General features: G+C 66.6%; 13 protein-coding genes. 10 read left to right on the top strand and 3 right to left on the bottom strand.

Going from position 1 to position 14,164, the window contains the following annotated elements:
• The first annotated feature begins 5 nt into the window (after window positions 1-5).
• The 10 genes from JFY56_RS07640 to prfH all read left to right on the top strand — a co-directional run bounded on the left by JFY56_RS07640 (window position 6) and on the right by prfH (window position 11,804).
• On the top strand, window positions 6-722 hold the full coding sequence (locus JFY56_RS07640) for an SIMPL domain-containing protein (RefSeq protein ID WP_208312932.1): 717 nt from the start codon (window positions 6-8) through the stop codon (window positions 720-722).
• A gap of 209 nt (window positions 723-931) precedes the next feature.
• Window positions 932-2,533, top strand: coding sequence for an ABC transporter substrate-binding protein (locus tag JFY56_RS07645; RefSeq protein ID WP_208312933.1), 1,602 nt, complete (start codon window positions 932-934; stop codon window positions 2,531-2,533).
• Window positions 2,534-2,947: 414 nt separating this feature from the next.
• A complete protein-coding gene (locus JFY56_RS07650; RefSeq protein ID WP_208312934.1) occupies window positions 2,948-4,540 on the top strand; it encodes an ABC transporter substrate-binding protein in 1,593 nt (530 codons plus the stop codon).
• Between the two features lie 223 nt (window positions 4,541-4,763).
• The gene (locus JFY56_RS07655; RefSeq protein ID WP_208312935.1) at window positions 4,764-5,774 is read left to right on the top strand and encodes an ABC transporter permease subunit; all 1,011 of its coding nucleotides are present in this window, start codon (window positions 4,764-4,766) and stop codon (window positions 5,772-5,774) included.
• 11 nt (window positions 5,775-5,785) lie between these two features.
• On the top strand, window positions 5,786-6,697 hold the full coding sequence (locus tag JFY56_RS07660) for an ABC transporter permease subunit (protein ID WP_208312936.1): 912 nt from the start codon (window positions 5,786-5,788) through the stop codon (window positions 6,695-6,697).
• Between the two features lie 151 nt (window positions 6,698-6,848).
• Window positions 6,849-7,820 (top strand): ABC transporter ATP-binding protein, encoded by a 972-nt coding sequence (locus JFY56_RS07665; RefSeq protein WP_208312937.1) that lies wholly within the window; start codon window positions 6,849-6,851, stop codon window positions 7,818-7,820.
• Entirely contained in the window at window positions 7,820-8,791 is a 972-nt protein-coding gene (locus JFY56_RS07670; protein WP_208312938.1) for a peptide ABC transporter ATP-binding protein, read from the top strand. The genes JFY56_RS07665 and JFY56_RS07670 overlap by 1 nt, the downstream gene beginning before the upstream one ends.
• Before the next feature lie 162 nt (window positions 8,792-8,953).
• Window positions 8,954-9,607, top strand: coding sequence for a hypothetical protein (locus JFY56_RS07675; protein ID WP_208312939.1), 654 nt, complete (start codon window positions 8,954-8,956; stop codon window positions 9,605-9,607).
• A gap of 449 nt (window positions 9,608-10,056) precedes the next feature.
• Window positions 10,057-11,193, top strand: a complete 1,137-nt coding sequence (locus tag JFY56_RS07680; protein WP_208312940.1) for an RNA ligase RtcB family protein — start codon at window positions 10,057-10,059, stop codon at window positions 11,191-11,193.
• Window positions 11,193-11,804, top strand: coding sequence for a peptide chain release factor H (gene prfH / locus JFY56_RS07685; protein ID WP_208312941.1), 612 nt, complete (start codon window positions 11,193-11,195; stop codon window positions 11,802-11,804). The genes JFY56_RS07680 and prfH overlap by 1 nt, the downstream gene beginning before the upstream one ends.
• 2 nt (window positions 11,805-11,806) lie before the next feature.
• Here prfH and JFY56_RS07690 read toward each other — a convergent pair whose 3' ends face one another.
• The 3 genes from JFY56_RS07690 to JFY56_RS07700 are packed head-to-tail and all read right to left on the bottom strand — an operon-like array spanning window position 11,807 to window position 14,141.
• A complete protein-coding gene (locus JFY56_RS07690; protein ID WP_208312942.1) occupies window positions 11,807-12,727 on the bottom strand; it encodes a 5-oxoprolinase subunit C family protein in 921 nt (306 codons plus the stop codon).
• Window positions 12,724-13,398 (bottom strand): 5-oxoprolinase subunit PxpB, encoded by a 675-nt coding sequence (gene pxpB / locus JFY56_RS07695; RefSeq protein ID WP_208312943.1) that lies wholly within the window; start codon window positions 13,396-13,398, stop codon window positions 12,724-12,726. The genes JFY56_RS07690 and pxpB overlap by 4 nt, the downstream gene beginning before the upstream one ends.
• Window positions 13,395-14,141 (bottom strand): 5-oxoprolinase subunit PxpA, encoded by a 747-nt coding sequence (locus tag JFY56_RS07700; RefSeq protein ID WP_208312944.1) that lies wholly within the window; start codon window positions 14,139-14,141, stop codon window positions 13,395-13,397. The genes pxpB and JFY56_RS07700 overlap by 4 nt, the downstream gene beginning before the upstream one ends.
• Window positions 14,142-14,164 lie beyond the last annotated feature (23 nt).

The following is a 14,164-nucleotide window of genomic DNA, read 5'->3' on the forward strand; positions in this document are numbered from 1 at the left end:
ACCAAATGTCCGTACCGAAGAAGACTTTCGCCACCCTCGCCGCCGCCATCGCCCTGTGCGCCACCAGCCTCGGCGCGCTGGCCGAGGCGCCGCGCTACAACCAGGTATCGCTGCATGCCGAGGTGAGCCAGGAAGTCGCCCACGATCTGATGAACGTGACTCTTTATAGCGAGGCCCAGGCCACCGACCCGGCCCGGCTGGCGGGCGAAACCACCGAGACGCTGAACGCCGCCATCGCCGAGGCGCGCAAGGTCAAGGGCATCACCGTCAGCCTGGGCAGCCGCAACAGCTACCCGGTCTACGACGAAAAGGGGCAGAAGATCACCGGCTGGCGCGAGCGCGCCGAACTGCGCCTGGAAAGCTCGGACTTCGCCGCCCTCTCCCGCCTCACCGCCGACCTGCAGAGCAAGCTGAAGCTGGGCAACATGAGCTTCAGCATCGCCGACGCCACTCGCAAGAAAAGCGAGGACGCCCTGATGAAAGGCGCGGTGGACGCCTTCAAGGCCCGCGCGCAACTGCTCAGCGATTCTCTTGGCGGCAAGGGCTACAAGATGGTCAGCCTGAGCGTGAACAGCGCCGACGCGCCGCGACCGGTGCCGGTGGTGCGCATGTCGATGGCCAAGGCCGACAGCTACGGCGGAGCCCCGGCGCCGCAGATCGAAGCCGGCACCAGCCAGGTGACGATCAGCGCGGACGGCACGATCGAAGTGCAGATGCCCTGATCTGCAACGACGGCGCCCCTGAACCGGGCGCCGTTTTTCTGACCGTTCGGTGCGTTTTTTCAGATTTGCGACATTCCCTTGCGTTGACGCCACAACTTCTACACTGAAGCCGGTATCCCGCTTGCACAGGGCACAGACCCTGCATAGCTTCACGGCACGCAGCCGGCAAAGCTGCCCCTCGATGAAAAGCAGAATAACCAGAGGTCACAATGCGCAAGAATGCCGTCATTCGCTCCATGATCGCCGCCGGACTGATCGCCAGCGCCCCGCTCGCCCAGGCCGCCAGCAACCTGGTGTATTGCTCGGAAGGCAGCCCGGCGGGCTTCGACCCCGGTCAGTACACCACCGGCACCGACTTCGACGCCTCCGCGGAAACCATGTTCAACCGCCTCACCCAGTTCGAGCGCGGCGGCACCCAGGTCATCCCGGGGCTGGCGGAGAAATGGGACGTATCCGATGATGGCAAGACCTACACCTTCCACCTGCGCCAGGGCGTGAAGTTCCACACCACCGACTACTTCAAGCCGACCCGCGACTTCAACGCCGACGACGTGCTGTTCACCTTCAACCGCATGCTCGACAAGGACCATCCGTTCCGCAAGGCGTACCCCACCGAGTTCCCCTACTTCACCGACATGGGCATGGACGCCAACATCGCCAAGGTGGAGAAGGTCGACGACCACACCGTCACGTTCACCCTCAACGAAGTGGACGCCGCGTTCATCCAGAACCTGGCGATGAGCTTCGCCTCGATCCACTCCGCCGAGTACGCCGACCAGTTGCTCAAGCAGAACAAGGCCAGCGACATCAACCAGAAGCCCATCGGCACCGGCCCGTTCGTGTTCAGCCGCTACCAGAAGGACGCGATGATCCGCTTCAAAGCCAACAAGGACTACTGGAACAAGGACGAGGTGAAGATCGACAACCTGATCTTCGCCATCAACACCGACTCCTCGGTGCGCATGCAGAAGCTCAAGGCCAACGAGTGCCAGATCACCCTCTTCCCGCGCCCGGCCGACCTGGAGTCGCTGAAGAAGGACGCGAACCTGAACATGCCGTCGCAGCCGGGCTTCAACCTCGGCTACATCGCCTACAACGTCCTGCACAAGCCGTTCGACAAGCTGGAAGTGCGCCAGGCGCTGGACATGGCGGTGAACAAGAAGGCGATCATCGGCGCCGTCTACCAGGGCGCCGGGCAACTGGCGGTGAACGGCATGCCGCCGACCCAGTGGTCCTACGACGACAGCATCAAGGACGCCGAGTACAACCCGGAGAAGGCCAGGGAACTGCTCAAGCAGGCCGGTGTGCCCGAAGGCACCGAGATCACCCTGTGGGCCATGCCGGTGCAGCGTCCGTACAACCCCAACGCCAAGCTGATGGCCGAGATGCTGCAGAGCGACTGGGCCAAGGTCGGCATCAAGGCGAAGATCGTCACCTACGAATGGGGCGAGTACATCAAGCGCGCCAAGGGCGGCGAGCATGACGCCATGCTGATCGGCTGGAGCGGCGACAACGGCGACCCGGACAACTGGCTGGGCACCCTCTACGGCTGCGACGCGGTGGACGGCAACAACTTCTCCAAATGGTGCGACCAGTCCTACGACAAGCTGATCAAGGAAGCCAAGCGCACCCCCGACCAGGCCAGGCGCACCGAGCTGTACAAGCAGGCGCAGCACATCCTCAAGGACCAGGTGCCGATCACCCCGATCGCCCACTCGACGGTCTACCAGCCGATGCGCAAGACGGTGCAGGACTTCAAGATCAGCCCGTTCGCGCTCAACTCCTTCTATGGGGTCAGCGTCGGCAAGTAAGGCTGCGGGCCGCCGCCCGTTCGCGGCGGCCCCGCCCTATGGAATTCGCCCCGCGGCTGACCGTAGGAGCAACTGTCTTGCATCCTACGTAACTACAGTGGCTAGGCCAGAGCCCGCGTAGGTTGGTGCTGAACGCAGTGAAGCCCAACGATGGCGATGTTGGGCTTCGCGTTGCTCAGCACCAACCTACGGTGGGCATTGCAGCTCGTAGGAGCAACTGTCTTGCAGACGATATCGGAGGGTGTTCTTGTAGGAGACAGCAAGCTGGCTCCTACAATTTCCTCCGCACGTCGATACAGTCGTAGGAGCGAGCTCTGCTCGCGAACATCGGCAACGCAAAAGCTTCGCGAGCAGAACTCGCTCCTACGAGTGCGATTTGCCCTTTTCAGCAGTGGGGGAGCACGGTAATTGTCCATGAAGCACGCGTTCCGCACGCTCGTCCTGGCTGGTGTGCTCGCCTGTCCGGTGGCCTTCGGCCAGACCCTGGTGGTCTGCACCGAGGCCAGTCCGGAAGGTTTCGATATCGTCCAGTACACCGCCGCGACCACCGCCGACGCCACGGCCGAAACGCTGCTCGAACGCCTGGTGCAGTTCGCCCCCGGCAGCGCGAAGGTGGTGCCGGCGCTGGCGGAAAGCTGGGAGATCGGCGCCGATGGCCTGACCTACACCTTCCACCTGCGCAAGGGCGTGAAGTTCCACAGCACCAACTACTTCAAGCCGACCCGCGAGTTCGATGCCGACGATGTGCTGTGGAGCTTCCAGCGCCAGCTCGACCCGGCACATCCATGGCACGGCCTGTCCCCGCGCGGCTTCCCCTATGCCGAGGCGATGGGCCTTTCCGGCCTGATCGCCGCCGTCGACAAGCTCGACCCGCACACCGTGCGCTTCACCCTGCGCCATCCCGAGGCGCCGTTCCTCGCCGACCTGGCGATGGGCTTCGCCTCCATCTATTCGGCGGAATACGCCGACCTGCTGCTCAAGGCCGGCAAGCCGGAGCAGCTCAACAACCTTCCGGTAGGCACCGGTCCGTTCGTCTTCCAGCGCTACCAGAAGGACGCTCAGGTGCGCTTCGCCGCCAACCCCGGCTACTGGGGCGGCAAGCCAAAGATCGAGCGGCTGCTGCTGGCGATCACCCCCGATCCGAACGTGCGCCTGCAGAAGCTCAAGGCCGGCGACTGCCAGATCGCCGTCTACCCGCGCCCAACCGACGTGCCAAAGCTGAAGCAGGACCCACAGGTGAAAGTCGAGGAACTCGACTCCCTGCTGGTCGCCTACGTCGCCCTCAACACCCGGCACAAGCCGCTGGACGACGTGCGCGTGCGCCAGGCGATCAACCTCGCCTTCGACCGCGCGGCCTACCTTCGCGCACAGTTCGGCGAAGGCGGCGCCAGCCCGGCGGTGGCGCCCTACCCGCCGACGCTGTGGGGCTCCGATCCGGACCTCAAGGGCTGGCCGCACGATCCCGAACGGGCGAAGAAGCTGCTCGCCGAAGCCGGGATCGAGCCCGGCCTGAAGCTGTCGATCTGGACCCGTCCCGGCGGCGGGCCGACCAATCCCAACCCCGGCATCGGCGCGCAGATGCTGCAGGAAGACCTGGCGAAGATCGGCATCCAGGCGACCATCCGCGTCTACGAATGGGGCGAACTGATCAAACGCGCCAAGCGCGGCGAGCACGACATCGTGTTCATGGGCTGGGTCGGCGACAACGGCGATCCGGACAACTTCCTCACCCCCAACCTGTCCTGCGCCGCCGCCAAAAGCGGCGAGAACCAGGCCGGTTGGTGCAACGCCGGGTTCGACGAACTGCTGCGCAAGGCCCGCGCCAGCACCAGCCAGGACGAGCGCGCCGGCCTGTACCGCCAGGCCCTGGCGATCTATCAGCGCGAGGCGCCGTGGATCGCCCTGGCCTACCCGAAGCAGTTCGCCGTGCTGCGGCTCAACGTGAAGGGCTTCACCCTCAGCCCGCTCGGCTCGAACAACTTTTCCCGTGTCGAACTCCATCCGTAGGGCGGGTGCAACCCGCCAGACATGCAGGGCGGCGGGATGGCGGGTTGCACCCGCTCTACGGGAATCCTTACGAAAACGCGACAGAGTTTTTCCAGACGCAGACACCGTGGATTCCGTTACCGCGTCCTAAGCTGTTCAATGCACGCCTTGCGCCCAAAAGGCGCCACAAGAAGAAGACGCCCCGCCACCAGACGGGCGCCATGATGAGGAGTCATCCCCCGACATGCTTAGTTTCATCGCCCGTCGCTTCGGGCTGCTGATCCCGACATTCTTCGGCATCACCCTGCTGACCTTCGCCCTGATCCGCCTGATTCCCGGCGACCCGGTGGAAGTGATGATGGGCGAACGCCGCGTCGATCCGCAGATGCACGCCGAAGCCATGCACCGCCTCGGCCTCGACAAGCCATTGCCCCAGCAGTACCTGGACTACATCGGCAACCTCGCCCAGGGCAATCTCGGCGAATCGCTGACCACCCGCGAAAGCGTCTGGCACGAATTCCTCACCCTGTTCCCGGCGACCGTCGAACTGTCCCTCGCCGCCATGCTGTTCGCCGGCGTGTTCGGCCTGCTCGCCGGGGTGATCGCAGCGCTCAAGCGCGGCTCGCTGTTCGACCACGGGGTGATGACGATATCGCTGGCCGGCTACTCGATGCCGATCTTCTGGTGGGGTCTGATCCTGATCATGCTGTTCTCCGTGAAGCTCGGCTGGACGCCGGTTTCCGGGCGGCTCGACCTGCTCTACGACATCGAGCCGAAGACCGGTTTCATGCTCATCGACACCCTGCTTTCCGACGAGGAAGGCGCCTTCATGGACGCAGTGCGCCACCTGATCCTGCCGGCCATCGTGCTCGGCACCATCCCGCTGGCGGTGATCGCGCGGATGACCCGCTCGGCGATGCTCGAAGTGCTGCGCGAGGACTACGTGCGCACCGCCCGCGCCAAGGGCCTGTCGCCGGCGCGGGTGGTGTTCGTGCATGCCCTGCGCAACGCGATGATCCCGGTGCTGACGGTGTTCGGCCTGCAGGTCGGCACGCTGCTGGCCGGCGCGGTGCTCACCGAAACCATCTTCTCCTGGCCCGGCATCGGCAAATGGCTGATCGACGCCATCGGCCGCCGCGACTACCCGGTGGTGCAGAACGGCATCCTGCTGGTCGCGACGCTGGTGATCATCGTCAACTTCGTGGTGGACATCCTTTACGGACTGGCGAACCCACGCATCCGCCACCAGCGCTGAGGAGCCTGCAGATGACCGTTACGCAAAGCGCTCCCACCAGCGACCCGAGCCTGGTCTATCCATCGCCGCTGAAAGAGTTCTGGCAGGCCTTCGCGCACAACAAGGGCGCTGTCGGCGGCCTGCTGTTCATGTGCCTGATCGTGTTCTGCGCGCTGTTCGCGCCGTGGGTCGCGCCGCACGACCCGAGCGAGCAGTTCCGCGACTTCCTGCTCACCCCGCCGGTGTGGCTGGAGGGCGGCCAGGCGCAGTTCCTGCTCGGCACCGACGAACTCGGCCGCGACCTGCTCTCGCGGCTGATCCACGGCGCGCGCCTGTCGCTGCTGATCGGCCTGTCGTCGGTGGTGATCTCGCTGATCCCCGGCATCTTCCTCGGCCTGCTCGCCGGCTTCTCGCCGAACCGACTGGGCCCGGTGATCATGCGCCTGATGGACATCATGCTGGCCCTGCCCTCGCTTCTGCTGGCGGTGGCCATCGTCGCCATCCTCGGCCCGGGGCTGATGAACACGGTGATCGCCATCGCCATCGTCTCGCTGCCCGCCTATGTGCGCCTGACCCGCGCCGCGGTGATGACCGAGCTGAACCGCGACTACGTTACCGCCTCGCGCCTGGCCGGTGCCGGCAACCTCCGGCTGATGTTCGTCACCGTGCTGCCGAACTGCATGGCGCCGCTGATCGTGCAGGCCACCCTGAGCTTCTCCTCGGCGATCCTCGACGCCGCCGCGCTGGGCTTCCTCGGCCTCGGCGTGCAACCGCCGACACCCGAGTGGGGCACCATGCTCGCCTCCGCGCGCGACTACATCGAGCGCGCCTGGTGGGTGGTCAGCCTGCCCGGCCTGACCATCCTGCTCAGCGTGCTGGCGATCAACCTGATGGGCGACGGCCTGCGCGACGCGCTGGACCCGAAGCTGAAGAGCGCGGCGTGAGGAGCGAAGCCATGAACGGAATCACTTTCGCCGCGATGGGTATCGCTTCGCTCAACCCATCCTGCAAACGCGCCCCGGAGCACCCCGTAGGATGGGTTGAGCACAGCGATACCCATCAATCCCGCCAAGCCCACCGCCCGGAGACCGCCGTATGAGCCTCCTCGAAATCGACAACCTCTCGGTGCGCTTCGGCGGCGCCGATGCCGTGCCGGTGGTGGATGGCCTCGACCTCAAGGTGGACAAGGGCGAAGTGCTGGCCATCGTCGGCGAGTCCGGCTCCGGCAAGTCGGTGACCATGATGGCGCTGATGGGCCTGATCGACGCCCCCGGCAAGGTCAGCGCGACACGCATGCAGTTCGACGGCCGCGACATGCTCAAGCTCAGGGGCCGCGAGCGGCGGCGCATCGTCGGCAAGGACATCGCCATGGTCTTCCAGGACCCGATGACCGCGCTCAATCCCAGCTACACCGTCGGCTACCAGATCGAGGAAGTGCTCAAGCTGCACCTCGGCCTGCGCGGCAAGGCGGCGCGCCAGCGTGCGCTGGAGCTGCTCGAACGGGTCGAGATTCCCGGCGCGGCGCAGCGCCTGGACGCCTTCCCGCACCAGCTCTCCGGCGGCATGAGCCAGCGCGTGGCGATCGCCATGGCCATCGCCGGCGAGCCCAAGCTGCTGATCGCCGACGAACCGACCACCGCGCTGGACGTGACCATCCAGGCACAGATCATGGAGCTGCTGCTGAACCTGCAGCGCGACCAGGGCATGGCGCTGATCCTGATCACCCACGACCTCGCCGTGGTCGCCGAGACCGCCCAGCGCGTCTGCGTGATGTACGCCGGCCAGGCGGTGGAGATCGGCGGCGTGCCGGCGCTGTTCGACGCACCGACCCACCCCTACACCGAAGCGCTGCTCAAGGCGATTCCCGAGCACAGCGCCGGCGAGGAACGCCTGTCCACCCTGCCCGGCATCGTCCCCGGCCGCTACGACCGCCCGCAGGGCTGCCTGCTCTCGCCGCGCTGCCCGTATGTGCAGGACAACTGCCGCGCCGTGCGCCCGACGCTGGAACCCCATGAGCGTGGCGCGGTGCGCTGCTACTACCCGCTGAACCTGAAGGAGGTGGTCTGATGGAAGCCGTGCTGACCGCCCGCGACCTGACCCGTCACTACGAAATCTCCCAGGGCATGTTCAAGCCGCACGCCCTGGTCCGCGCGCTGAATGGCGTGTCCTTCGAACTGCAGGCCGGCAAGACCCTCGCCGTGGTCGGCGAATCCGGCTGCGGCAAGTCCACCCTCGCCCGCGCGTTGACGCTGATCGAGGAACCGACTTCCGGCTCGCTGCGCATCGCCGGCCAGGAGGTCAAGGGCGCCAATCACGACCAGCGCAAGCAACTGCGCCGCGACGTGCAGATGGTGTTCCAGAACCCCTATGCCTCGCTCAACCCGCGGCAGAAGATCGGCGACCAGCTTGGCGAACCGCTGCTGATCAACACCAGCCTGTCCCGCAGCGAACGCCGCGAGCGGGTGCAGGACATGATGAAGCACGTCGGCCTGCGCCCCGAGCATTACCAGCGCTACCCGCACATGTTCTCCGGCGGGCAGCGCCAGCGCATCGCCCTGGCCCGCGCCATGATGCTGCGGCCGAAGGTGCTGGTGGCGGACGAACCGACCTCGGCGCTGGACGTGTCGATCCAGGCGCAGGTGCTCAACCTGTTCATGGACCTGCAGCAGGAATACGGCACCGCCTACGTGTTCATCTCGCACAACCTCGCGGTGGTGCGCCACGTGGCCGACGACGTGCTGGTGATGTACCTCGGCCGCCCGGCGGAGATGGGCCCGGCGGACAAGCTCTACGAACGCCCGCTGCATCCCTATACCCAGGCGCTGCTCTCGGCGACCCCGGCAATCCACCCGGACCCGAGCAAGCCGAAGATCAAGATCCAGGGCGAACTGCCCAACCCGCTCAACCCACCGAGCGGCTGCGCCTTCCACAAACGCTGCCCGTACGCCACCGAGCGTTGCGCGACCGAAGTGCCGGAACTGCGGTTGCTGGATGCGCGGCAGGTGGCTTGTCATCATGCGGAGCGGTTTCTGAACTGAAAGCCTGTGAGCCGGTCCTACACCGGCTCACCCTTTCTACAGAGATATCTCGCACCGCGTTCCAAGACCATTCCTACGGCATTGGTCCTGATTTCTCGCTAGGGTGGCGCCTCGCCACTGCTCAGCATTGCTGTGGCAGTTTTTCACAGGGCCACGTCATCCATGCTGCTCTTCCTCCTTCTCATCCTCGTCGCCGCCATCGTCGCGAATGTCCAGCTTCACAAATGGCAGCGCCAGCGGCGTCTGGATGCCCGCACTCCGGCGAAAACCAGGAAGCGGGCCGCGCCCAGGGAACCGGCCGTGGCAGAGACCGATCCCGATGAAATCGATTGGGAAGAGCTGGACCTGGAAGCGTTCGACCTCGTCCCGCCCGCTCCAGCACCGGCTCGACGCCCGGAGCTCAAGCCCGTGAAGACCGAGCCGCCGGCCGATCGTCCCGCGGCAAAACCGAAGGCGGAACCCAAGGGTGACTTCTCGCCGCTGGAGCACGCACTGCCGCAGGGGCGACTGACCGCCGCACAACGCGACGAGGCCATGGCGCAACTGCTCAAGGCCAGCCTGCACATCCCCGCTCCGGGGCCAGGCGAAAGGCACGTCGTGCTGGACATGGACGACGGCAGCTACGTGCCGGTCGCCACCCATCCGGCGGCGGCCAGCATCGCACTGGGGTATCTCGCCGAGAGAATGCAGCCATGCCAGGGTGCGCAACTGCTACGCGAATTGCGCGGCTCGAAAGTTGGCCTGCTGGTAGTCGCGCGCAATCCGCAGAAGCCGTCTGTGGCCCGCCTGTGGAAAATTCAGCCGGAAGACCTGTAGGAGCAACTGTGTTGCATCGGTGCAAGGCTTCCCCCTCTCCCTTGAGGGAGAGGGGGCTGTCCGGAGTTAACGGCTGGCACGGCACACAACTCCGCGCCGTTGTGCCCCCTCTCCCTCCGGGAGAGGGTTGGGGTGAGGGAAGCGCAACGCCGGTGTTTCGTAGGAGCGAGCCGGCTCCTGCGAAGATGCCGTCGCGTAGCCGGCGCCCATGCGCTCGCCGCTGCGGCACCTGCCGAAGTGACGACGATTGCGTGCCGGCCAGTCCGCGCCTATCATTCGCCACCTTCCACCCACCCAGCAAAGGAGACACATCATGCAAACGCTGATCACCCTTTGCAGGTCGCGCCTGGCGTAATTGCTTCCCCCGCCGCCCAACTGGCGGCATCGCATTGCCCGGCTCCGGCCTGCCCCATCCTCTTTTTTCGTTTCATTCCTCATGGGATTGGACAATGGGCAATTGCATCAAAAATCTGTCCGACGGCGTCGTGCTGATCGCCGCGGACGATACCTGGATCGAAGGTAAAGCGATCCAGCAACTCGAAACCACCGCCCGCCTGCCGGGCATGCGGCAGGTCGCCGGCATGCCGGACCTGCATCCGGGGCGCGGCTATCCGATCGGCGCCGCGTTCTTCTCCTGCGGCCGCCTGTATCCGGCACTGGTGGGCAATGACATCGGCTGCGGCATGGCGCTGTGGCGCACCGACATCGGCGTCGCCAAGCTGAACCTGGACAAGCTGGAAAAGCGCCTGGGCAACCTCGACGGTCCGCTGGACGAAGACTGGAGCGAGCACATCGCCGGCTTCGGCCTCGCGCCCTGCGGCCACGAGCATTCCCTCGGCACCATCGGCGGCGGCAATCACTTCGCCGAACTGCAGCAACTCGAGCGGTTGTATGACTCCGACGCCGTGGAAACTCTCGGGCTCGACCGTCGCCAGTTGCTCCTGTTGGTACACAGCGGTTCACGTGGGCTCGGCGAAGCCATCCTGCGCGAGCAGGTAGAACGCTTCAGTCACCAGGGCCTGGAGGAAGAAAGCGACGACTGCACGCACTACCTCGCCCGCCACGACGGTGCGCTGCGCTTCGCCGAGGCCAACCGCCAGTTGATCGCCCTGCGCATGCTCGACCGCCTGCGCGCGCATGGCGAGCAGGTACTGGACGTCAATCACAACCTCGTCAGCCCGGCACGAATCGGTGGCGTCGACGGCTGGCTGCACCGCAAGGGCGCCACACCAGCGGACCGCGGCGTCATGGTTATCCCCGGCTCGCGCGGCGACTACAGCTACCTGGTGGAGCCGGTCGCCGACGAGCGCAGCCTGCTCTCCCTCGCCCACGGCGCGGGCCGCAAGTGGATGCGCAGCGAATGCAGGGATCGCCTGGCGCCGCGCTATCGCGTCGAGCAGCTCACGCGTACTGCGCTGGGCAGCCGGGTGATCTGCGGCGATCGCGGGCTGATCTACGAGGAGGCGCCGGAAGCCTACAAGGCCATCGACTCGGTAGTCGGTGCGCTGCACGACGCTGGCCTGCTGCGGATACTCGCACGCCTGAAGCCGGTGCTGACCTACAAGACCCGCGGGGAGTGCTGCTGATGATCCTGTTGCAACTCTCCGCGGCACAGGGGCCGGACGAATGTGCACTGGCGGTGACCAAGGCCCTGCAGCGCTTGCTGAGCGAGGCCGAAGCCACGGGGGTCGAAGTCAGAGTGATCGAAGAAGAAGCCGGGCCGCGACGGCACACCCTGCTGTCGACATTGCTGGCGCTGGAGGGCGAGTCGGCGGCAACGCTGGCCGAAGCCTGGAGCGGTACTCTGCAATGGGTCTGCGCCAGTCCTTATCGCCCGAACCACGGACGCAAGAACTGGTACTTCGGCGGTACGCAATTCAGCGTGCCGCCGGCCAGCCTGGAAGGCGAAGTACGCTTCGAAACCCTGCGTTCCTCTGGCCCCGGCGGCCAGCACGTCAACACCACCGACTCGGCGGTGCGCGCCACCCACGTCGCTACAGGCCTGAGCGTGAAGGTACAGAGCGAGCGCAGCCAGCACGCCAACAAGCGCCTGGCGCTGCTGCTGATCGCCCGCAAGTTGACCGAGCGTGCGGAGCAGGCGGACAGCGAGCTGCGTGCCGAACGACGGTTGGTGCATCACCAGTTGGAGCGCGGCAATCCCCGCCGGGTGTTTCGCGGCGAGCGCTTCGAGGGCTGATTTCAGCCCTCGAAGAAACGCAGGAACGCGCGCAGGTCCGCCTGCGCCTGCTCCAGCGAGCCCTCGGTGAAGCGCACCTCGCCATGCGCCGGGCATTGTGCGAGGCGCGCCAGGTCGAGGGGATGGAGCACACCGAGCAGCGGATAACCGCCCATGGTCTGCCGGTCGGCCTGCAGGATGATCGGCTGGCCGTCCGGCGGGATCTGGATGGCGCCGGCCACCACGCCCAGCGACCATTGCCGGGACGGCGCGGCGATGGGCTGGCCGCTCAGGCGCACGCCCATGCGGTCGGATTGCGGGCTGATCTTCCAGGACTGGGAAAAGAATGCCGCGCGCTGTTCGGCAGGAAACTCGTCGGCGCCGGGCAACACCCGCAGGGTCGGCGCTTTCCGGTAGTCCGGGCGATAGCTCCACGACACGCTGGCTGGCCGCTCGAAGGCATCGGCAGCATCGACGCAGGGCAGCAGATCACCCGCCGCCAACGCCCGGCCATCGCCATGCAGTCCGCCCAATCCCTCCCGCCGCTGGCTGGCGACGCTACCGAGCACCGGACTTGCGTGAAATCCACCGGCCGCCGCCAGATAGCCACGCTGGCCGCTGGCGGCGAAACCCAGCTTCAGGTGCTGGCCCGCTCGAACCGGAAATCGAGACCATCCCGGCAAGGCGACGCCATCCAGGCTGGCCGGCAGCTCGGCGCCGGTCAGCGCCAGCCAGGTATCGACCTGCGCTTCCAGTTCCGCGCCACCGAGGGCGATTTCCAGCAACGGCGCGCCCCGGCGATTGCCCAGCAGCCGGTTGGCCCAGGCCGCCGCATGGATATCCACAGGCCCGGACGGCGATACGCCGAGATGCTGCCAGCCATGCCGGCCGGCGTCCTGCAGCAGGCTCAGCGGCCCCGCCTTGAGCACGCGCAGCCCGCTCATGCGCCATCCGCAGCGCGATAGGCCGCCTCGTCGATGGGCAGGAAGCGCACCCGGTCGCCCAGCATCAATGGGCAGGGCGGCTCGGCCTGTGGATCGAACAGCGATGCGGCAGTGCGTCCCAGCAGGTGCCAGCCGCCCGGCGAGGCCTGTGGATAAATCGCCGTCTGCCGCTCGGCGATGGCCAGGCTGCCGGCCGGCACCTGGGTGCGCGGAGTGGAGCGGCGCGGCAGGGCGAGGCGTTCGTCGAGTTCGCCGAGGTAGGCGAAACCGGGGGCGAAGCCGATGGCTCCGACGCGGTATTCACGGCCGGTGTGCAGTTCGATCACCTGCGCCACGGACAGGCCGCAGGCGCGGGCCACCTCAGGCAAGTCGTCGCCGGCATACCAGACCGGGATTTCATGCAGCCGCCCCGTTTCGCCGGCAAGCGGCTCGCTGTCCCAGCCGTCCAGCAGCGTCTGCACCTGCCGTTGCAGCGTCGGCAGGTCGATGCGCAGCAGGTCGTAGTGCAGCAGCAGGGTGGTCCAGCCGGGCACCACGTCGGTCAGGCAGTCGCCCAGCCGCTCGCGCAGACGCCGCGCCAGGGCGGCGATGCGCAGCGGCAGGTGTTCGTCGGGATGTTCGGCCAGGGTCAGCAGCAATGCTTCGGCGCCCAGCGGCTGGATGCGCGTCATGCAGCGTCCAGCAGTCCGCGCAGACGGCGCAGCACCGCCAGCGATTCCGGGTTGTCGCCGTGCACGCAGAGGCTGTCGGCGCGCAGCAGCAGCGGATTGCCATCGATATCCGGGAAGGGTTCGCCACGGGCGATGGCCAATGCCTGTTCGAGGATGCGCTGCGAATCGTGGTGCACCGCGTTCGGCAGCCGGCGCGGGGCGAGCTGGCCGTCGGGCAGGTAGGCGCGGTCGGCGAAGGCTTCGAACATCAGCGGCACATCGGCGGCGTCGGCCAGCTCCAGTTCGCGGCGGTTGTCGGCCAGCGCCAGCACCATCAGCGGCAGGCGCTTGCGGTAGGCGGCGCAGGCATCCAGCACGGCGCGCAGCAGGGCGTCGTCGCGCACAAGGTCGTTGTACAGCGCGCCGTGTGGCTTGACGTAGTCGACCTGGGTGCCGGCTGCGCGGCAGAAGGCGTCCAGCGCGCCGACCTGGTAGAGCACCAGCGCCTGCACTTCCTCCGGCGAGCAGCTCATGTGGCGGCGGCCGAAACCGACGAGGTCGGGATAGGACGGATGCGCGCCAACGCTGACCCCATGCTCCACCGCGAGGCGCACGGTGCGCTGCATGATGGTCGGGTCGCCGGCATGGAAACCGCAGGCCAGGTTGGCCTGGTCGATCAGCGGCATGGCGTGCGTGTCGTCGCCCATCTTCCAGGCGCCGAAGCTTTCACCCATGTCGCAGTTGAGGAGGATTCGTGTAGTCATGCCCGAAGCTTAAAGCCGGAAGC

The organism is Pseudomonas schmalbachii (assembly GCF_017589465.1).
Classification (GTDB): domain Bacteria; phylum Pseudomonadota; class Gammaproteobacteria; order Pseudomonadales; family Pseudomonadaceae; genus Pseudomonas; species Pseudomonas schmalbachii.